The following is a 21626-nucleotide window of genomic DNA, read 5'->3' on the forward strand; positions in this document are numbered from 1 at the left end:
CCTACCGCATACAACAAACCCAGTTCAGTTACGCCTTCCCGAAAAGCGGTTTCATCGCCGTACCCGGCATCGGCGAGCACAATGCCCGGTCCAATACCGGATGCGACAGCCTCGCGGAGTTGGGCCAGCGCAATCTGTGGCTTGGTTTCGAAGGCGAGATCGTCGGGGATGCCCGCACGACGCGCTCGCTCCCGGTCTTCAATCCATTCCTTGGGGACATACAGCTGCCAGGCAATTGGCAGGCTGCCGCGTTGCGTCGCGATCGACAGGCTCACGGCGATCTGGCAGTTATCCTGTTTGCCCAATTGCCCGCGGTATTGCCGCGCTACGCCGACCGAATGCTTTTAGGGGACAGCTTGTTCACGATCGACTGGAAGTGTCACCTTGATTGTGGTGCCGGCGCCCGGCGAACTGATAACGTCGATTTCGCCACCCAGCATCAGAACACGCTCTTTCATCCCCGCTAGACCGAACGATCTCTTCCCGGTTGCCAGAACATCGAACCCGACACCGTCGTCGTTCACTTCCAGCAGATAGGCGTCATGTGTTCGTTTCAGCCCGATAATCACCCGATTCGCCACCGCGTGACGGGCGACGTTGGTCAGCGCCTCCTGGACGAGGCGGAACAGGACGATAGCGCGATCCTCGCTCACGACGATGTTCTCGTCCTGCAAGTTGAGGTAACAGGCTGTGCGGCCGTTGCGGTTGAACTCTGCAGCGAGCCACTCGAGCGCTGCCGCAATGCCAGTGTCGAGTGCTGCCGGACGCAGCGATGCGATCACCCCTCTGACGACCTGCATCGTTTCATCCACAAGGGAAATCAGTACCTGGGTCTGCGCGACCAGCTCCGGTCGATCTCGGCCCAACTGCATGCGTAATGCCGACGCCTGCAGGCGAAGCGCGGTGAGATGCTGTCCAAGTTCGTCGTGCATCTCACGTGCGATGTGCTTGCGCTCTTCCTCGCGAGCCATTTCTCGATGTGACGTGAGCTCCCGAAGCATTTCGTAGGACTCGCGCAAACGGCGCTCCGCCTCCTTGAGCACGGTCAGATCAATCACGAAGGCGACGCCTTCTTTCCCGCTGGCATCGAACGCCGCCCGGCCGACCATGACGGGTACACGACTGCCGTCCTTCCGGACGTACTCCTTCTCGGAAGGTTGAATACGCCCGTCCTGTCCGATCTGTAGCAGAGCCTGTTCGGCGCTTCCGCGCCATTCGTCCGGCGTCAGATCTCGCCAGCGTAGATGGGCTGCGGCAAGTTCAGTACGGTCATATCCCACCATGCGCAGAAACGCGTCATTAGCCTCGAGGATGTCACCCTCGGCGTTCCACACGATGATGCCGATGATATTGGCATCGACGAGTCGCCGGATTCTTGCCTCGCGTTCGGCAAGGTCGCGGTACAGTCGGGTATTCTCGAGCGCAGTCGCCGCCTGCGACGCGAGGAGCCGGAGTACCGCACTCCGTGCTGAGGTGAAGGCGCGGGTGATCAGATTGTTTTCGAGGTACAGAGCGCCGATCAGCTTTGCCTGATTCATCAACGGCATGCAGAGAACGGAACGGGTTCGATGCTCGCGGATATATGCGTCCATCGCGAACGCGGGCTCGTTCACGGCATCGTCGAGAATGACGTTCTTCCTTGTGCGCAGCACATGGTGGAGCACCGACTCGGGCATCACGGTTGCGCTTACGGGCACATCCCGCAATTGGACGCGAGGTTTTTCGCCGTCCGTCCCGACTTCCGCTGCGAGCCGCTGTTCGCCCGTATGCGAAAGAATGAGTAACCCCCGCTCCGCGCCTGCCTGTTCGATTGCCGTGCGCATGATCGTGTCGATCAACCTGTCGAGAACGACCTCTCCCGAAACCGCTTGCGATACCCTGATTACAGTAGCAAGGTCAAGGTGTTCGACAGGCGCCCCGATCGTGCTGCCTGGTCCGGGCGTGCGCTCCTCATCCCTGAGATGGGGGAACAGTTCGTCGAGTTGGCGCACCTTGCCTTCGGCGCCCCAGTGTCGGTAGCCCCGGCGCGCGTCCTGCAAATAGACACGGGCAATCTTGTCGAAATCGCGCGCCGCGTAGAAACCGGATGCGAGTTCATTGGCAAGCGCTTCGTTGTGTACAAAGCCGTTTGCGCGCGCGAGGCGAATGGCCTCGTCGTAGAGCCGCATCGCGTCGACATCACGGCCTTCCAGGCGCGCCATCTCCGCGCCCACCAGCGCAGCGCGATTGCCGAAATTCGCCGGACAGTTCTTCGCCCATATCTCCAGTTGCCGGCAATGCGCAGCGATGGCGTCGTGCTGCTGCTGTCGCTCCCCGGCTGGTGCACGGTCGCAATGTGCGGCGAGTGCGAGCGCGCCGTAGAAGTGGTACTCGCACTCCTCCAGGTGCGACGACGAGCTCCAGAGGAGCTGCTGCGCGACCGCTGCCGCATTCACGGCGGCCACATGGTCGCCTGAAAGGTACCGCCCCTGTAGTTTCCGGATCCAGTACCAGCACGCAGCCGTCGCGAGCGCGGGGTTGGCGGACAAACGCTGTTCCGTACGAAGCTCGTTGAACTCGCCGTAGTCGAAACGACCGAATTTTAACGTCGAGCCGCGGAGCATCCGGATCAGCGCAAGTTGCGTAGTGAGGTTATCGACGACAAGGCCGAAACGCGCCTTCACGGAGAATGCAAGGCCCTGTTCAGCTTCGCGTTGCACGTCGATCAACGGCTCACCGGCAAAAAGCCGGTCCGAAACAACGTGGCAGCAGGTATAGGCGCCAGACGGAAGGTCCCCGGTCCGGGTTGCCGCTTCGAACGCGCGGCGCAGCACCTCGCTGCTGACGCGCACGTGTTTCGTCCAGCGCACGACGTAGAGCGCGTAGCAGAGATACGTCACTGCCTCGAAGCGTTTGAGTCCCCGGCGCTCGACCAGATCGAAACCAAGCTGGCCGAACTGGATACCGGCGTGGTAATCGCCAAAGCGTGGTCCTGCAATCCGGGGGAACATGACGTACGCAAAGCACGAGGCGTCGCAGTTGCCGCGCTCCAGACTAAGACTGATCAGTTTGCATATGGCGAGGGACGCGAGATTCGCGTCGAAGAACCAGGCCGGCCTCAAGAGCTTGCTCAGCACATCGGCGATCGCAAGGGACATCGGATCCGTCATCAATGGCACATCAATGAGTGCCTCGATTGTCCGACCTGCAAGCAGTGACCGGACCGTTTCGTATCCCCGCTGTACGTCGTTTTCGTGCGGGTGCGCTGCCCAGTCAATACCGACTTGCCGGAGGTGGTCGAGACAGACTTCGACCGCGCGACCGCTCCGGTCGAGAGTCAGGTAAACATCCATGCGCAGACACGCAACATGCGCCTGTTCGGCGGTAGTCGTCGCGCGGCTTGACAGCATGGCCAGCCGCTCTTGCGCGTCCGCTAACCGCCCGGTGAGGAACTCGCATTCGGCCCGGTTCAACTCCAGCGCGAAAATCAGTTCATGCCTGCGCTCCCAGCAGTCGCCCGTCAGGTGTTCCGCGCCAGCAGTGAGGTAGGTGAGCGCCGACGCATAGGCTGTCGACGCCTTGGCTCGCCGGGCTGCGCTTAGGTTGAACTCGGCCAGTTGCTCGCGTTCCTGCTGGGAAGTCATCAGCGCTGCGCCACGGTTGAGTTGGCTGACGATCTCGAAGATCGCATCTTCCATTCTGCCAGCGGCGGTTTGCGCTGCGAGCAGCCGCCCGATTCGCAGGTGGGTGTCGGCACGCAAATCTCCCGGAATCAGCGAATAGGCGGCTTCCTGCACCCGGTCGTGTACAAACGCGTACGCGTCTTCCCGTTGCTCGACCAGTTCCTGATCGACTGCAGGCCGCAGCAGCGCTCGAATTTCCCGCGTCGAGGTGCCCAGAACCTTCGGCAGTATCGCAAGCGAGGCGGTGTTGCCGAGGCAGGCGAGCTGTTGCAACGCGCGCTGCGTTTCAGTGGGCAGACGCGCCAGCTTCGCGACCATGAGGTCTACCACGTTGTCGGTGTATCCCGTGCCGTGGATGCGGGGCAGATCCCAGCACCAGCAGGCCTTGTCATGGTCGAAGCTGATGTGACCGGCATCGGCGAGCGCGTGCAAAAACTGGATCACGAAGAACGGATTGCCCGCCGTCTTTTCATGCACGAGGCGGGCAAGCGGTGCGGCGCGCGCCGGCTCACAGTGAAGCGCTTCGACGTTCAGTTGCTCCACGTACTCGCAAGCGAGAGGCGCTAGAGCGATTTCGTCGATCCGTGCGCCCGCCGCCCTGAACGTCTGAAGCTTGCGCAGCAGCGGATGGCTGGCATCCACTTCATTGCTGCGATAGGCGCCGATCAGCATCAGATATTGAAGATCAGAGCGCGTCAGAAGATCGTCGAGCAAATCGAGCGTCGCGGCGTCGAGCCATTGCAGATCGTCGAGAAAGAGTGCCAGCGGATGCTCACGTTGCGCAAACACGCCGATAAAGCGCCGGAAGACGAGTTCGAAGCGGTGTCGCGCCTGATTCGGCTCGAGTTCCGGGACGGGCGCCGGGTCTCCGATGACGAGCTTCAACTCGGGAATCATCTCGGTCACGAGGCGCGCATTCGGACCCAGTGCTGTGACCAATGCGTCGCGCCAGACCGCGAGCTCCGTGTCCGGCTTGCCGAGAAGCGACCGCACCAGGCCCTGAATGGCCTGCACGAGTGTCGAATAGGGTATGTCGCGTTTGTACTGGTCGAACTTGCCCGACGCGAAGAGTCCACGTGGTGGTACCAGCGCCTTGTGCAGTTCACTGACGACCGCAGACTTGCCGATGCCCGAACAACCGGAAACCAGCACGAGTTCAGGCGTGCCGGTGTTGACCACTCGATCAAATGCGGCAATCAGGGCCTTGACCTCGTTCTGCCTCCCATAGAGCTTCTCGGGGATCCGGAGCCGGTCGGGCATGTCGTATTCACCCAGCAGGAAGGCATCGATGTGGCGTTGACGTTGCCATTCGGTCAGGCAACGCCGCAGGTCTCGCTCGACGCCCGCCGCAGTCTGATAGCGCTCCTCGGGCGTCTTTGCGAGCAGCTTCATGACAAGTTCCGAGACGGCAGCTGGGACCGTGTTTACCAGCTCGCTTGGGGGCACCGGCTTTCGTGCAATATGGCAATGCACCCATTCCATCGGGTCGGAGGCCATGAACGGCAGGGTCCCCGTGAGCATTTGATAGAGCGTGACCCCGAATGCATAAAGGTCACTGCGCGAATCGATTGAGCGATTCATCCGTCCGGTCTGTTCAGGTGCCATGTAGGCGAGGGTGCCGGCGATCGTTTCAGGCGGCTGCGGTGATTGCCGCTCGCGCGGCAGTTGCGAAGCGATGCCGAATCCGGTGAGCCGCGGCTGCCTGTCTGTGCAGTCAACCAGAATATGAGCGGGCTTGAGGTCCTTGTGGACAAGGCCGCACTGATGGAGCTTGACCAGCGTAGCGGCAATGTCCACGGCGAGCGACAAGACACGCTCCACCCCGACAGGCGCACCGACCAGGCGCTCGAGTGGGTCGCCACCCGGATCCTCGAGCAGCAGGGCCATCCGTCCGTCTTCGCGCACCAGCTTGATGGGGCGCACCGCCCACGCGCTGTTGAGCTGTTCCTTCAGCGCGAACTCGTGAGCGAGGCGATCGAGAAGGGCGGTCGAGGGGTGTTCGTCGGCGCTGCGCACGACCAGCACACTGTCGGTGGCGCCAGGGGACCCGACACGGCAGAAGGTGCGCTCTTCATCCTCCCACAGGACGTGGACACTGAAGCCCGTGTCGGAGCCATGTTGATAGTTCATGTGCCGTCATTCACAGTCAGGCTCTAGCCCTCGATTCTATCAAGATACGTGGCCCTATTCGTCTGTCTATAGCGCGCAGGGCGCGACCGGAGTGGCCCGGGGGGCGCCTGCGCGGTCAGCAACGTCGCTGACTACAGTTGCACGATACCCGGTGCGACGCTGCCATGGCCACTTGTATTTGGGCTCTGGTGCAAATAGCGCGGGGGCGAATCGGTTAAGGTGTCGGGCTGAACGAATTGAGAACTGGGGATGAGCAAGCTGAAGAGCCTGGACGAACTGTTTGCAGGCCGTCACTTTGACCGCGATGTGATCATTCTGTGTGTTCGCTGGTACCTGCGCTACAAGCTTAGCTTGCGCGATCTGGTCGAAATGATGGCGGAACGGGGTCTGGCGCCGGCCCACACGACGATCCTGCGCTGGGTGCAGCGCTTTGCGCCGGAGTTCGTCAAACGGTGGAATCTTCGGCAGGCCCACCGGCCAGTCCTGGCGTGTTGACGAGACTTATCTCAAGCTGCGCGGCAAGTGGGTCTATCTTTATCGGGCGGTGGATCGGGTGGGCCAGACAGTGCCAGGCGCGACGTGAAGGCGGCAAAAGCCTTTTTCAGGAAGGCGATCAAACATCAAGGCCAGCCACCGAAGACCATCACGCTTGACGGCTATGCGGCCTCGCACCGCGCCGTGCGCGAGATGAAGGCCGATGGCCTGCTGCCTGAGGACACGAAGGTCCGATCCTCGAAATATCTCAATAATCTGGTCGAGCAGGACCACCGCAACATCAAGTCCCCGGACGAAAGTCATGCTCGGCTTCAAGCGTTTCAGGAATGCAGCGATCACCCTCTCTCGTATTGAGCTGGTACATCGTATTCGCAAGGGACAATTCGGTCTCGCGAAGCTCGGCCTCAAAGATGCCACTGCGCCCGCAGTCTGGGAGGACGTCTTGTCTGCTTGTAAGGTATCCTCTATATAGGAAAAATCTCGTGCAGACCGCCTATTTGCACCAGAGCCGTATTGGGTGGGTCCGCGACGCTTGTGACGCACGCCCGGAGCTTTGACGTACGAAAAAGCCCCGAATCTTGGCATCCCCCCATTGGACACCTGACAGCTGGGATTGTCAAAGATCTGAAACGTTCATCACGAATGGACAGATAAAAATATTATCTGTCCAATCTTGTTCTGAATCTAAACTGGCAGGCATGAAAACGCGTGAGATAGGCCCCCATCGCCTTCCCCAGCGACGCTGAACTGGCTGCGCTGCGCGCCTGGTATGCCAGGTTCGACCCTCGAGCGGCCGTCGCGCGCTATCTGGGCGACCGCAAGGCGCCCGGGGCGTCGGCGCGCGGCGTGCTCGGCCGCATTCGGCGCACTCTGGTCGCGTTCGCGACGAGCCGTCACCGGGCTGACCTGGGTGAAACATTCGGCGAGCGATCCGCCGCGTCGGCCGACATCGTCGCACGCGCTATTGAGACATTGCGCAGCCTGCCAGCACCGGTGCCGCACATTGCCGACGAGATCGACCAGTGGTTGCCGCCGCGCGTGGTGGGCGCGCTGCAGGCGCACGGCCTCCGGACGCTGGCCGATCTGACCGTGCGGATTCCGCGCCGGCGCCGCTGGTGGATCGCGATCGACGGACTCGGCGTCGCCGGCGCGCGTCGCGTGGAGGCGTTTTTTGCCGCCCATCCGGCACTGACCGAACGGGCGCGGGCGTTGATCGTCGTGGCACCGGCCGGCGACGTCGTGGCGTGGGAGCAGTTGCGTGTGCCGCACGAAGTCGACGGCTCGCATGGACAGTTCCGCGCACCAAGGGCTGCTTGCCTGCTGAATGCATCCAACGACTACGAGGCGATCCAATCCTGGCTCTCGCTGCACGACTCGGCCACCACGCAGCGCGCCTACCGCAAGGAAGCAGAGCGCCTGATCCTGTGGGGGATCATCGAGCGAGGCCGAGCGTTGTCGTCGCTCACCACTGACGACGCGATCGCGTACCGGGCATTCCTGCGCCGGCCCACGCCGCGCGAGCGTTGGGTCGGGCCGTCGCGGCCACGCCACAGTGTTGAATGGCGACCTTTCATCGGCGCGCTCTCGCCCCGATCAGCGGCGTACGCACTGAATGTCCTGTCGGCGCTATTTCGCTGGCTGGTCGAGCAGCGCTACGTGCTGGCGAATCCGTTCGCCGGCGTCAAGGTCAAGAGTGACGCGCCACGTGCGGGATTGGACGTGTCGCGCGGTTTCTCCGAGGGCGAGTCGCTGCTCATCCGCACCGTTGCTGACGGCCTCGAATGGTCCTACGGCTGGAGCGTGCCGGCCGCCCAGCGCGTGCGGTTTCTGCTGGACTTCGGCTATGCAACTGGCCTGCGCGCGAGTGAACTGGTCGGCGCGACGCTCGCCGATATCCGTCGAGATGAGCACGGCGATCACTGGCTGCACGTGCTCGGCAAGGGGGCAAGCGCGGTAAGGTTGCGTTGCCGTCGCTCGCCCGAGCCGCGCTGGATCAATTTCTCGTGCAGCGTGGGCTGCCGGTTACGCCCGCGCGCTGGAACCCGGCGACGCCGCTCGTCGCGAGCCTTGAGGAGGACGGCGCAGGCATCGAACTAAAACGGCTCTGGCGTGTGCTGAGACGATTCTTCATTGTGGTGGCCGACGCGATCCAGGACGAACGGTCAGCGACTGCCGACAAGCTGCGCCGCGCAAGCCCGCATTGGATGCGTCACACGCACGCGTCGCACGCGCTGGCACGGGGTGCTGAGCTGATCATGGTGCGCGATAATTTGCGCCATGCGTCGATTTCGAAGACGTCGACCTACTTGCACAGCGATGAAGTGCAGTGGGCCCGGCAGTTTGATCATGCGTTCGAGGTACGCAAGCGGTAGACCGACTGCAGACCGACGACGCTGGGACAATGATAGTGTCTGTGGGCTGACCACTGCTCAACCAAACCGACAAAAAATCAGAATTTCTCCGCAAAATCATCGAGCTAAGATTATTTTGGCGAAAATTTCGCGATTACCCACACCGGCAAATTAGGCGAAGCGCCATGTAGACGATGGCGACACCGCCGTGTTCAGGCGGGATCGCTCGGGCTGAGTTGTGTGGCAATGGTTCGCATAATGCCCTGAACTTTTCCTACCGACCATGGTGGCCGGCAAGGAGAGGCTGGCGTTGACATCAGTGTCATCGCATTCTGGCTGGGCCATGAAAGCATCGACACGACGCACATCTACATGGAGTCCAATCTTGCGCACAAGGAGGAAGCGCTAGGTCGCTTGCAGCCTGTCGGGCAGCGGACGCCGCGTTTTCACGCAACCGACAAGGTCATGGCCTTCCTCGAAACCCTCTGATTATGCGCACCGCAACGGCCGGGGTCTCATGTTCCAGACGGCTCCCCGGCCGTCGTTTCGCCTAATTTGGCGGTGTGGGTAATCGTTAAAACCTCGCCACATCTCCGCCTAAACTGCTGAGTTTAATACGAAAACCATGAGAATCTAGCCGATCTGCTGGCTGGCTACGGCAACAAAATTCAAACCAGTTTTCGATAAACTCTTAGCAGAGCTATCCCGCAAATCAGCGGAACTACAACTGCATTACAACACCTTACGAGGCCATGGCCGGATCGGTAATGCTATCTGCACCGGTTTCGACGTGACCAGCAACCTTGCACATGAAATTGCTGTTTTCCTTAAGGGTGATGCTGAAGTTGTACCAACTCATGCTCGCGGTGAGATCGATCGGCAGTTCAACGGTTTGACCCGCCGGAACCCTGGTCGTCTGCGGCGCCATCTTGTAAGCGTTGTCGCTGACCGTGGCATTCACATCGCCCGAACCAACGTTAATCAGCGAGAGGCGGATCGAGCCATCGCTACCGTAGCACGTTTCAACTTGCAGGGCGGCGCTGGTGCTCGGAGTATCAACATACTCGCGAACGAAGCCGTTGGGACCGGTGACGCGCAGATCGTATGCACCGCTGGTTAATGTCCAGAAATCATCCAGGGTCTTGCTGTCTTCAACCGTGTAGTACTTTGGTGCATTCGACAGGTTCAGACGGTCAACAACGCGGTAGCACACTCCGACACCACCCGTGTTACCGAAGTGCACTGCAGGGCCACCACCGGTGACCGCGCACTTCGCGAACAGCTCATACGGAATTGCACGTGCCGGACGAGTGCCGGACTCAACCACCGGCTTGCCGGCCGGCGTTGCCGGTGGCGTCGGAACAGGTTTGTTGATATTTGCTGCCGTCGCAGCAGCAAAATCCACGGCGCTAGTTGGCAGCGGCACTGACATACTGATAGTCGGAACCGAAGTCGGGAAAACATCGTTAGGCGTCTTGAAGTTAAATGCCGAAGTCAAGTCACCGCAAACTGCGCGACGCCACGGGGTGATGTTGCCGCAGTGCACGCCAAATCGCTGTTCAATGAAGCGGATCAGCGAAGTATGGTCGAACGTCTGCGAGCAAACATAACCTCCACGACTCCACGGCGAAACGACAAACGTCGGCACACGATTGCCCAGACCGAAGGGGTTGCCGTCGCCAGGGTTGATTTCGTCGCTCGTTTCCACGGTGCTCAAACCGTTGGCCGACGTAGCCGCAGGGCGCGGTGGAGCCACGTGGTCGAAGAAGCCGTCGTTCTCGTCATAGGTTACGATGAAGGCGGTCTTGCTCCAAACATCCGGATTCGACGTCAGTGCATCCAGAATACGTGCGATCCACTCGACGCCGTATGCTGGCGGCCACAGTGGGTGCTCACAGAAAATTCGCGGAGCGAACAGCCACGAAACCTGCGGCAGCGTATTGGCCAGCACGTCTTGCTTGAATTGCGCCAGGGTTCGCGGGTTGACGCCACGGTCGTACAGCGGATTGCCCGGCAGAGCATTGACGAAATTCTGGAAGGCGAGAAGCACGTTCATACCGCCATCGCTGTTGTCGTTGCTCGTCTTGTCGGTGCCTTGACGGTACGCGCCCCAACTGATGCCTGCATTTTGCAGCGATTCAGCATAGGTCACCCAGCCCGGACCGTACATATTGCCCTGACCATTGGTGAACTGGGTAATGTTGTTGTTATCGATAATCGGCCCAAAGCCGCCGAGACCATGCGGATCGTTACTGCCGGTCAGCATGTACAGACGGTTCGGGCAGGTCGGGCCGGGCATCGATGCGTGGTACGCGTCGCACACAGTAAATGCATCAGCCAGGGCGCAGTGGAACGGAATGTCCTGGCGGTTGATGTAACCCATCGTTGCCCCGCCTTTCGCCAGGACCCAATTATTCATGCGGCCGCCATTGTTGGCAGCTTGACTATCCGGCCACGAGTGCGGCAGACCCTTCCAGATCGGGAAGTTAGTGTTGTCGGTATCAATGTGGAACGGCGTAACGATCCCACCATTGCGGTCCGGCTGAGACCAGATATCCGAGGTTACCGACGGGTCGTTGAAACCACGAACGCCGGACAACGAGCCCAGGTAGTGGTCGAACGAACGGTTCTCGAGCATCAGAATAACGATGTGCTCAACGTCATTGATCGTGCCGGTACCGTTGTTTGCCGGAGTAGCCAGCGCGCGTTGGATAGCCCCAGGGAAAATAGTCGACGCGACTGTCGTACCCGCTGCGGCTGCCGCAAGACGCATGAACTGGCGGCGACTAATTTGCATGTGTTCCATTAGTTCGAGCACCTGTAGGTTTGCGCGCGGGGCGTGCTGGTAGCTTGGGCGCCGCTGTCAAGGCCTTTCCCCGAGCATGCCGCGAAACATAAGGCGATAAGGATGGCTGCCGCCATCTTTATCATCAAAGATTTTCCAGTCATTATTTCCCTACGAGGTTGGTTGGTTAAAATAAATTATCGATCGCGTTCGACGGTGGCGGAATCATCCGCAGCACGCCGCTGACTGACCACGCTTCAGCCTGTGCGCTGCTGTAGTACGCACCGTTGGCGATCACACAGTCCACATTCACACCGACCGCCAGTATGCTTTCAGACCGGCCTCATTGGACACGGTGTCTTCCGTGAACACGATCGAGTGGACGTTCATCTCCGGATCGACAGATGGACCTTGCGCCACGGCATCCGACTGGCATCGCGTCCGTATTTCTGACGGTACCATTCGCTGGTCCGGCCGAAATTGACAAACCTCATGACTTTTTAGCAGTCCATAATGACATCTGCATGGCAAATTGTGCGCATGACTCGGGGACAACGTGGTTTGCTAGACCTTCGTTGTAAGAGACTTGCACTCTTTACTCCTTGCCGGTCTCCCGGCGCACTGACGATTTTACTTCGCTGGCAAACGAAGTAATTTCGTCAGCCCGGAGGCCCCAGCCCTGTCCTGGCGGGCATTGGCCGGTGACGACATTACTTCGCTGTAGGGGTTGTAAGCCGGAACCGCAGAAATTTTGGAAGTCCTTTGATTTCAGGTGGTTAGAGAAGGTCGAGACCCGCAAGCATGGCCGCGATGTCGATCGGGTTCTCGTTGCGAAACGTGTAATGCCCGAGGAAGTGGATGTGCCGCCACGCCACCGGAGAAATCTTCTTCAGCATCGCGAGCGCCTTCTCATTTCCCTCCCGCTGGTAGCGTTCGAGCAGTTGTGAGAGCAGTACCGAGTTGAAGGCGGTCACGACATTGGCCAGCAGCCGGCCGCACTCGTTATTGATCGCAATGTCCAACTGATTGCGGGTTTTCCGAAGGGGCCGAATTTGTCTGCGAGCCCCACCGGGAATGGCTTTCGGAGCTGGCGAGGGGGGAGCGGTTAAAGTGAGGGCTTTGCGGATGCGAAAATGGCTGCAAACCATGGCCGGCAGGCGATTCCCACGAAATTGAGTGAAGCGCAGTTCGGGCAATTTGTCTTGCCGCACCTGAGCCGGGGCCGGCGCGGCCCGCCGCCGACGTTGCCGTTACAGAGGATGTTCAACTACGTCCTGAAGGCGCTCTATATGGGGTGTCAATGGAAGATGCTGCCGATCGAAACGGATGCAAAGGGGCTGCCTGAAATCCACCACACCCGCATCTACCGGATCATGCGACGCTGGCAGGCTGACGGCAGCATCGACCGGGTCTTCGCGGGCTCGGTCGATCAACTGCATCGGGACCAGCTCCTCGACCTCGCGAACATCCATGGCGACGGCACGACCACAGCGGCAAAGAAAGGCGGCGACAACCTGGGCTACAGCGGGCACAAGCATCTGAAGGGCGACAAGGTGGTGGCCTTCTGCGATCGCAACTGCAACATCATCGCGCCATTCGTGACGGCGCCGGGCAATCGCAACGAATCACCCCTGCTGCGTGACGCGCTGCCCAAACTCACCGCCATGGCGCGCGCCATTGGTGCGAACCTGCAGGGCTCAACCGTCAGTCTGGATGGCGTCTATGACTGCCGCGAAAACCGCCGTGCGATCTTCAACCGCGGCATGAGGCCCAACATTCCCGAGAACCCGCGTGGGCGCAAGGCACCGAAGCGCGGTCGCAGACGGCATTTCGACGCGGCCATCTTCGCGGAGCGCTTCAGCACCATCGAGCGCGTGTTCGCCTGGGAGGACACCTTCCGCCGCCTGCTGCTGCGCTTCGAACGCATCAGTGCCGTGCACTACGCGCTCAAGACGCTCGCCTACACGATGATCAACCTGAGGCACTACTTCCGCAGCTGATCGCGGCCCTCAGGGCGGCCTGTCGCTACTTCGCCGGCGCATTGCGCCATGGCCGCGCGCGTCGTTACCATGTCGATCACTTCGCAAATCAGGCTTCCGCTTCGCGTTGCCTGTCTTGCCAACTCATGCATTTCATGAAACATATGCATTACTGATCAAATGCAACTTCAGTCTGCTTGAAACCCGCAATCAGTTGGCAAAGATGCTACGGGTTGTGTAAAAGCGCAACATCATGGTCATGAAGCCAGCTTGAATAATGTCATATAAAGCCAGACTAAAGACGGGTGAACTGCGCAAGCGCAAGAAGCCGGGGTACCGGGTGACGAACGCGCGGGCGTATAACCAGAGCCTGAGAAAGCGCGGCATGATCAGCCTGTATGTGCCGGGCGGCGATCTGAAGGCGCAGCTTATCAACGCAAAGATCCGTACGCCGGGCGTGTCGGGGCGTGAGCCGACCTACACCACGGCGTACATCGAGCTGATCTTTACCTTCTACCGGCTGTTCGGCTGGGGGATGCGGCAGATCACCGGCTATATGGAGGACTACTGGGAGACTCGCGGGCTGGACATCCCGGTGCCCAGCGCCAGTCAGCTGGGCGAACGGTTCGCTTCACTGGAGGTGAGCGTCACGCAGCGTTGCGAACAGTTGGCCCGACGTCTCGCGCGCGGCGAGACGATCAGTCTCATCGTCGACAGCACGGGATTGAGCTTTGGGCGGGCGAGCCAGTGGTACGAGGAAAAGTACGGTCAGAAGGCCGCGCGCACGCCGTGGCGCAAGATGCATCTGTCGATCGACGCTGACATGAACGTACACGCGATCCGCATCACCACTACAGAAGTATCGGACAGCGAAGGAATGGACGCCGTGCTGCCCGTTGATGTGCCGATGGATCGGGTGATTGCCGATGGCGCGTACTACAGCATCGAGCGTACCGAAGCGCTTTCAGGCGCGGGCGTGACGCCCGTCATCCCACCGCCGTCGTACACGGCGAGGAGCGAACCCGCCGGCATGACCCGATCGTCAGATACATCGAGGACAAAGGCATCTATGCATTTCACAAGAAATACGGCTACGGTGTGCGCTCGCTGGTCGAGGCGCAGATCTCGCGCATCAAGCGTTGCATCGGCGAGCGCCTGCTGACGCAGGAGCTTGCGTCGCAGGAAGGCGAAGGCGTAATCATCGCCAACCTGCTGAACCGGTGGAACGCCTTCGGCAAACCGGTTTGCGTCAATAATGCATAGTCGCGTCCATAGCACGGGAACTCGTACCCATCCGGACAAAGCCACTCGCCGAGCTGCTATCCGGCTATGGCTCCAAATTTCAAGTCAATTTCTCGTGAACACTTAGATCGCACTTACAAATGAATCAATATTAGAGATTCTTAATCGCATAGAAAAACATTTTATATCAGTGCGACTGGCAATTAGTGATACCGTGGTATTTATTTTGCATCGCATGGAGAATCCAGTTTTTCGCCCTTGTGCGCGGCAATGAATTTGCGCAATTACAGCCATCCCCGTCTGGCCCTTGATGGCCGTCGGTGCCGACATGGATGATGGTCGTTGACGATCGGAAGTCAGAGATCTACACGTTCACTGGGCGGAGTTGCAGAGATTTAGCTCTTAACGGACTTCTAACGCGATATTGAGAACAGGAAATACTGAAAATTTCCTTGTTTTGTTATCGGTGCGGCAATGGAGGACGCGGCATGAATATAAAGATATTCGCAATATCCATGATTATGTCTTTTACGCCAGTAGCTGCCAGAGCGGATACTCCTTTACCGGTGATACCCTCCAGCTACGTAGTCGACAAAATTACTCAAAGGATGTTCGAGCCATCGAGTACCTCTTCCGATCTTGTCCTACTGTCCGCCCACCGCGGATATTGGGAAATATATCCTGAGAACTCGTCTTACGCCCTACAAGATGCTTGGAACCGCGGATACGAAACTGTTGAGATCGATGCGCGATTTACCGCCGATAAACAGGTGATTGTCGCGCACGATTTTAATATAGACCGTATTTCGACAGGATCTGGCGCGGTGAGCAGCCTAACATATTCGCAACTTAAGCAGGTCGACCTGAAGGATCGGCATGGAAAAGTGTTTTCAGATGCAAATGGGAATAAAGGAAAATTCTTGGGCTTCTCAGAGGTTTTGGATCTTCTTGAACAGTACGTCACCTCAGACGGTCTAGGTTATGTCGTTATTGTTGACATCAAGACGGCGCCCGGCAGGTCCGGCCTGGAAATCATGCAGAAACTCCTAGACCTTATAGCTGCCAAAAATCATCCCTCACTAAGCAAGGCCGTTGTAATCAAAATTAACGCGAGAGATGCGGGTGATCTCAGGTCTGTACTGAGTCGAACTACATACAATCCCAACGTGAACGGCGGCTTGGTTCTCGTAGAAAATCCTGACGCCGACAACGTCAAGATATCAAATTATGATCCCAATCAGGACGTTAACTACGGTCAGTGGAACACCGCGCCATTCCCTATACAGTTCGAGATGAATCAATACTATAGAGGTGATGGTCTCGAAAATTACTTCCATTATGCAGATCAGCAAAAGGGATTTGCTACGTATATAGAAAGCAATCTATTTCCAGAAGGAGTGGCTACCGCAGCCGGAATGTGTTGCGTAGCTCACATCACGGACCCGAAGTCTACAGCGTCGGCCTCAATCATTCCGGATTATCGAGGTGATCCGGAGATGGCAGTTATAAATCCTACCAACCTGATAACAACAGACTCGGTCGATGCAGTAGGGGATATGCTGCAGGCATTGGGGCGACGAAATATCAACTTACTAAAGCGATAGATTATTTCTGTCTTTTACAAGGTGGCTCCGTCATGTCAAAGCTTTTTAGACTCTTTGTGCTGCATGGCACTGCAATTGCTGGGCTATATATAACCGCAGCATCCGCGCAGACATGCTCCAACGAAGCAGAATGCCGGCAATCGGCAGGTGCCAAGCAAATACAGTTGCTAACGCCTGTTGTAGTACCAATACAATATGACTATCCAAAACTAATTATCCATAACCATGGGCCAGATTTCGACACTGACTATCAAGTTCCTAACGGAACAACGATAGTTTACGACTTCTACACGGATCGCAATTCCTTCAACCTTCCCAGCCAGACGTCGATTATCACGAACGAAATAGCGCGGCTCGATCCAGCGAAGGGTTTTACAATTCTCGTTATTCACCGGACCCGTGATAACTTCGCAGCGGGCGGGGGCGCATCGGTCTCGCTACTCAGTTCGGCGGATAATACGGCTTATGCCTCCTTCATGCTTGGGTCTCAACCAAGTGCGACAGGGCAGAAGTGGTCCTTTGGTAAAAGCTTGCTGCAAAGTAAGCGTCCTCAGACAGCTTACTGGCAAAAGCCTTGGGACATGAACATTCTCGGACCAACCGGAAGCTTCTCAGGTACCGAATGGGTTTATTACACGTTTACGCCGGGCGGTAAGGTCAAAATCGATCTGTTTGCGCCATATACATACTCTCTTGCCTTCACGGCGTATCAGTGGGATGAGGCGGTACTTGACAGCGGCTTCCCGCACTTTGCGTACGAGGCTGGAGGGCCAACCTCACGACCAAATCAAGCTCCGTTCGGCTCTGTTGGCCCCTTGATGGTTGGTGCCGTGAATGTGCCTGGTCAAGGTTCTCCGACCCTTACTCCAGTCCAGGCTTTGCCAGGATTTGAACGTGCGGTCGTGTTCTCAGGGCCATTGTCCAATCGTGAGATAGTTGCCTTTCAAAAATCACTCAAGGGCAGCCTGTTTCTCGATGTCGACATGCTTCCCTGCAACAGCGGCGCTTTCCTCGCCGGAGAAATCCGCACGCCTTGTGGCAAGGGCAGTCCGGGCAATCCTCCCGCCGATGTCAGTAGCATCACTCCAGTTGGGCTAAATACCAATGTCGATCCCAAAGGGGTTATCCTAGCTGCCAACGACGGAGGGGGAGGTAGTTTTTCGACGATCAAGGCCGCAGTTGACGCGCTTCCGCCAAGCGGCGGCGTGATCCGAATCCCACCTGGTGTCTATACCGAGACATTGGACATTACGAAGCCGAACGTGAAGCTGATCGGCACCGGCACTGACGCATCGCAGGTTTTGATCACCGGCAATCACTCGGCGAACGCGACCGATCCGGGGACTGGGCAACCGTATGGAACGGCTGGCAGCTACACCGTGGCTGTGGTCGCCAACGATGTCTACCTCAGCAATCTCACCATCCGGAATTCAGCCGATTACGAAGCTCCCGATTTTGGCGCCAAGGGCCAAGCTGTAGCCTTACGCTCGAACGGAGACCGGGATGTCTATCGAGCGGTACGATTACTTGGTGGCCAGGATACGCTGTACGTTAATGGGCCGGGGCGAGCTTATTTCAGCAATTGCTACGTCGAGGGAAATGTCGACTATATCTTCGGTAATGGTAAAACAGTGTTTGATGGTTGCACTCTCAAGACCAAGATTCATGACAGCCTGATCGGTGAAGCGACGATTACCGCACAAAAGCGTGAGAGCGCCAGCGAGGATAGCAGCTTCGGCTTCGATCACACGAAGAGCCCGTATATGTCGAACGCTTGGCTAGGCCGTCCGTGGGGAAGTCACTCAACCGTCTACTTCCTCAACTCCACGATGGGACCGCAGCTCACCAGCGATGGCTGGATCGAGTTCATCCCGCCGCTGAGCGGGCTGCCGGGCACTAACAATCTGCCGACCTCCACCTATCGTGAATACAATACGCGGTATGCCGACATGAATGGCCAAGGGGCTGCGCCGTTCGATATCGGCCAGCGCGAGACGACGTCGCCGAAGAGCAACGTCGCGCTGAGTTCGGCGGAGGCTGCCGCACTAGCACCTGACATTTATCTGGCTGGCACCGACGGTTGGCAACCTACCTTGGTGAGCGACGCCAGTCCGAACCTTGGGCAGCAGGTGCCAATTCCCACTCCAGCCGCCGGGGTCCCCCAAGCCCCGCTGATCTCCGCAACGGTCGGCGGCAACGGCAACGTGCAGGTCACTTGGGCTGGCCAACCTGCCAATCCCGCAGAAACGGGTTATGTCATTACTGCGCGGCAACATGGCAAGAGTTGCGGACCGTTCCAGCTGCCGGCTTATGCTTATAGCGGGTATGTCGAAGTTGCCTTTAATGGCTCATGGTGCAAATAGCGCGGGGGCGAATCGGTTAAGGTGTCGGGCTGAACGAACTGAGAACCGATGATGAGCAAGCTGAAGAGCCTGGACGAACTGTTTGCAGGCCGTCACTTTGACCGCGATGTGATCATTCTGTGTGTTCGCTGGTACCTGCGCTACAAGCTTAGCTTGCGCGATCTGGTCGAAATGATGGCGGAACGGGGTCTGGCGCTGGCCCACACGACGATCCTGCGCCGGAGTTCGTCAAACGGTGGAATCGCTTGGGCAGGCCCACCGGCCAGTCCTGGCGTGTTGACCAACTGGTTGCTAGTTTCGCCGCTGACCATCCACAGGGCAGTCAGCCAAAGCGGCAGCATCAATGCATTTCGGGCACGGCATGCTGACAAAGCGACAACATGTTTCGGTATCTACTGGTTGCAGGTTTTTCTCAGGGTAAGCGCGTCTCTATCCTTGCAATTACCCACTTCTTTTTAGCGCGAGCTCAATAGCCGAGCTGGATGTCAATCAGACGTTGCATCCCGCGCCACATAACGGTATTGCCCGGCGGAGGGTCGCTGGCGCGCGCAAGGTAACCACCCAGCTGAGCGAGCTTGATAACGTTACGCACGAGGGGCGGCGCCTGGGCGTTGTGGGGCGTGTCGTGAACGATGCGCTGAAGCAGTTCGATTTCGGTGGGGGTGAACGCGATTTCGGCGGCGGCCTGCGGCGCCGAGCGGCTGAGCATGGTGAGCCAGAATATGCGCCAGCTCAGGATGCAGAAGACCGCGATCAGGTTCGTTAACCGGTCGGCTGTACGAAGCCGGGACTCCTCCGCTTTGCAGCCCGATTTCAGGATCTTGTGGAACGTCTCGATTTTCCAGCGCATCGCGTACCAGTCGAGCTTTTGGATCGCCTCGGCACGCGAGCGGACTGGCAGGTTGGTGATCAGTTTCCATTCGATACGAGCACGCCCGGCCGGCGGATCGCGCTCCTGTGCATGAAGGACTGTTAGCTGTAACTCAGGGTAGCGGCTCTGCTTGCCGATGGGCGGCAGGACAGTCATCTGCTGATAGCGCAGTTCAAGCGTCGCGTTTATCGGATGGCCCTTCGCATCTCGAAGCTCGACGCGATGGAGTCCCTTGACCTGAACATGCTGCATGGCTTTGGAGATCGTGTGCTGCCCATCTCCCGCGAGCCTGTCGACGCAGGTACGCACGAGGAAGTAGGTGCACAGATCGTATGCGGTACAAAACAGCTCGTAGATGTCGCTTTCCCGGTCGCCGATGTGAATGCAGCGCACAGGGTCATCGAGAAGTTGAGTCGACTGGCGCATATTCTCAAGCCAGCGCCAGCTTTCCTTTTCCTCAATCGGTACGCGGGTGGGATTGATATGACGCTTAGAGGGGCGCCCGGGATTCGTAAATACCTGAAGCTTCAGGTATTCACGATTACCCACACCCTGAATATAGGCGAAGCGATGGCCGGAGGGCCTTCTGCAGCGACCAACCCCAGCCATCGCGATGCGCATAATCAGAGAGTTTCGAGGAACGTCATGACCTTGTCAGTCGCGTGGAATCGTGGCGTACGCTGTCCGGCAGGCCGCAGGCGGCCTAACGCTTCTTCCTTGTGGGCAAGGCTGGACTCCATGTAGATGTGCGTCGTGTCGATGCTTTCATGGCCCAACCACAGTGCGATAACGCTGATGTCGACGCCAGCCTCTAACAGATGGGTCGCCGTCGCGTGTCTTATCACATGAGGCGAGATGTGTTTTTGACGCAGACTCGGACAGGCGAGCACCGCACCGGAAACCGCCTTCTGCAGGATGCAGTCGATGCCGTTACGGGTCAGTTGCTCGCCGCGATAATTGGTGAACAGATGCGCCGTAGGCGCGGCATCCTGCTCACGCATCCATTTCCTGATCGCATCGGCGGTCCTGACCCAGAGTGGGACGCATCGCTCTTTTCGACCTTTCCCGTGGAGCTGCACGAAACTGCTACGGATGCCGAGTTCGACCTGGCTGCACGCCATTGATGTAATCTCAGAGACCCGTGCACCAGTGTTGTACATCGTCAGCAGCATCGTGTGATCACGTCGTCCGCTCGACGTTGAGAGGTCGGGGGCACCAAGAATCGCTTGAATTTCGGCGCGTGACAACGCGCAGATCAAACGGCGATCAGTGCGCTTGGTGGGGATCGCCAGTACGGACGTGGATAGTCCCGCAAAGTCGGGTCTGGATATCGCGACCCAACGAAAGAACGAATGGATGGCTGCCAGTCTAGCGTTGCGAGATCTCACCGTGTTATTGCGCCCCACCTCAAGACTGTCGAGAAACGCGAGAATGACTGCCGGATTTAGCTGATCGAGCTTAAGCGCAACCGGTTGGATATTCATCTTGGTGGCGATGAACCGGAGAAGGAGGCGAAAGGCATTGCTGTAACTCGAGAGCGTTTGTGGGCTGACGTTTCGATGCGTCAGCAGATGCTTGATGAAGAATTCCTGGAGCAGTGGCCCAACAAGTGCATCGGAGTACTTCATGATCAATCTCCCAGGGCGGCGAACACGCGGAAGCGGTCCGATGCGCTGCCCAGTAGTTCAGGTGTTGCAGAGACGTACCAGTAGCTTTCTCTGGGGCTGACGTGGCCGAGGTAGACCGAGAGCGTCGGAGCGAGTTCTGCTGCCGAGGCCCCATCTTCGTACCATTGTGTGAGCCGATGAACGGCGAACGAGTGCCTCTTATATCGCTGGGTAGATAAGCGGCACTATGTACCCTTCCGGATTATGTCTTGTAGCCTACTAATGGCCCATTTTTCTGGGCAAGTAGACAACGACGGATAGAGATAATCTTGGCTGCTCCACCCACGTAGGGAAGGAGTTCGTCGTGAAGTACACCATTCATGAGCAGGTCGTTCTCTCGCAAGAACCTGAAGGTCCACTGGCAGCCCATTTATCATCCTTTGCCAACGCCATCTGCGCGCAGGGTTACAACGTATGGTCCCTGAAGCGGAAGGTCCGGATCGCCGCATGTTTCAGTCGATGGCTTAAACAGAGTGG

At 58.4% G+C, this 21626-nt stretch carries 9 protein-coding genes and 4 pseudogenes; 7 read left to right on the forward strand and 6 right to left on the reverse strand.

Annotated features, from left to right (window positions below; translation table 11 throughout):
• Together E1N52_RS41120 and E1N52_RS41125 are read right to left on the reverse strand one after the other, a co-directional pair.
• A pseudogene (locus E1N52_RS41120) lies at positions 1 to 344 on the reverse strand (IS701 family transposase); the annotation flags it as partial.
• Positions 345 to 5792 carry an AAA family ATPase gene (locus E1N52_RS41125; RefSeq protein WP_133190645.1) on the reverse strand — a complete coding sequence of 1816 codons (5448 nt, stop codon included), beginning with the start codon at positions 5790 to 5792 and terminating at the stop codon, positions 345 to 347.
• Between the two features lie 249 nt (positions 5793 to 6041).
• On the opposite strand from E1N52_RS41125, the pseudogene E1N52_RS41130 reads away from it, so the two are divergent.
• Both E1N52_RS41130 and E1N52_RS41135 read left to right on the forward strand, forming a co-directional pair.
• Positions 6042 to 6759, forward strand: a pseudogene (locus E1N52_RS41130) (IS6 family transposase).
• Between the two features lie 251 nt (positions 6760 to 7010).
• Positions 7011 to 8659, forward strand: a pseudogene (locus tag E1N52_RS41135) (phage integrase family protein).
• Positions 8660 to 9380: 721 nt separating this feature from the next.
• On the opposite strand, the gene E1N52_RS41145 reads toward E1N52_RS41135, so the two are convergent.
• On the reverse strand, positions 9381 to 11444 hold the full coding sequence (locus E1N52_RS41145) for a phosphocholine-specific phospholipase C (RefSeq protein WP_342777957.1): 2064 nt from the start codon (positions 11442 to 11444) through the stop codon (positions 9381 to 9383).
• 755 nt (positions 11445 to 12199) lie between these two features.
• The gene (locus E1N52_RS44690) at positions 12200 to 12619 is read right to left on the reverse strand and encodes a Tn3 family transposase (RefSeq protein ID WP_205965762.1); all 420 of its coding nucleotides are present in this window, start codon (positions 12617 to 12619) and stop codon (positions 12200 to 12202) included.
• Positions 12620 to 12625: 6 nt separating this feature from the next.
• Between E1N52_RS44690 and E1N52_RS44695 the strand changes: the two genes are divergently transcribed.
• From E1N52_RS44695 to E1N52_RS41175, 5 genes and pseudogenes are all read left to right on the forward strand, one after another.
• Positions 12626 to 13423, forward strand: a complete 798-nt coding sequence (locus E1N52_RS44695; RefSeq protein WP_246089443.1) for a transposase — start codon at positions 12626 to 12628, stop codon at positions 13421 to 13423.
• Between the two features lie 256 nt (positions 13424 to 13679).
• Positions 13680 to 14564 (forward strand): transposase, encoded by an 885-nt coding sequence (locus E1N52_RS44455; protein ID WP_165979570.1) that lies wholly within the window; start codon positions 13680 to 13682, stop codon positions 14562 to 14564.
• Positions 14565 to 15132: 568 nt separating this feature from the next.
• Complete coding sequence (locus tag E1N52_RS41165) at positions 15133 to 16248, forward strand: glycerophosphodiester phosphodiesterase family protein (RefSeq protein ID WP_205965763.1); 1116 nt, start codon at positions 15133 to 15135, stop codon at positions 16246 to 16248.
• 32 nt (positions 16249 to 16280) lie between these two features.
• Positions 16281 to 18611 carry a pectinesterase family protein gene (locus E1N52_RS44460; RefSeq protein WP_165979571.1) on the forward strand — a complete coding sequence of 777 codons (2331 nt, stop codon included), beginning with the start codon at positions 16281 to 16283 and terminating at the stop codon, positions 18609 to 18611.
• A gap of 51 nt (positions 18612 to 18662) precedes the next feature.
• Positions 18663 to 18830, forward strand: a pseudogene (locus tag E1N52_RS41175) (IS6 family transposase); the annotation flags it as partial.
• A 247-nt stretch (positions 18831 to 19077) separates the two neighbouring features.
• Here E1N52_RS41175 and E1N52_RS41180 read toward each other — a convergent pair.
• Positions 19078 to 20103, reverse strand: coding sequence for an IS4 family transposase (locus E1N52_RS41180; protein ID WP_133190651.1), 1026 nt, complete (start codon positions 20101 to 20103; stop codon positions 19078 to 19080).
• Between the two features lie 2 nt (positions 20104 to 20105).
• Positions 20106 to 21110 carry a tyrosine-type recombinase/integrase gene (locus E1N52_RS41185; protein ID WP_133190653.1) on the reverse strand — a complete coding sequence of 335 codons (1005 nt, stop codon included), beginning with the start codon at positions 21108 to 21110 and terminating at the stop codon, positions 20106 to 20108.
• Positions 21111 to 21626: the final 516 nt, after the last annotated feature.

This window comes from Paraburkholderia guartelaensis (genome assembly GCF_004353905.1).
In the GTDB taxonomy this organism is placed as follows: domain Bacteria; phylum Pseudomonadota; class Gammaproteobacteria; order Burkholderiales; family Burkholderiaceae; genus Paraburkholderia; species Paraburkholderia guartelaensis.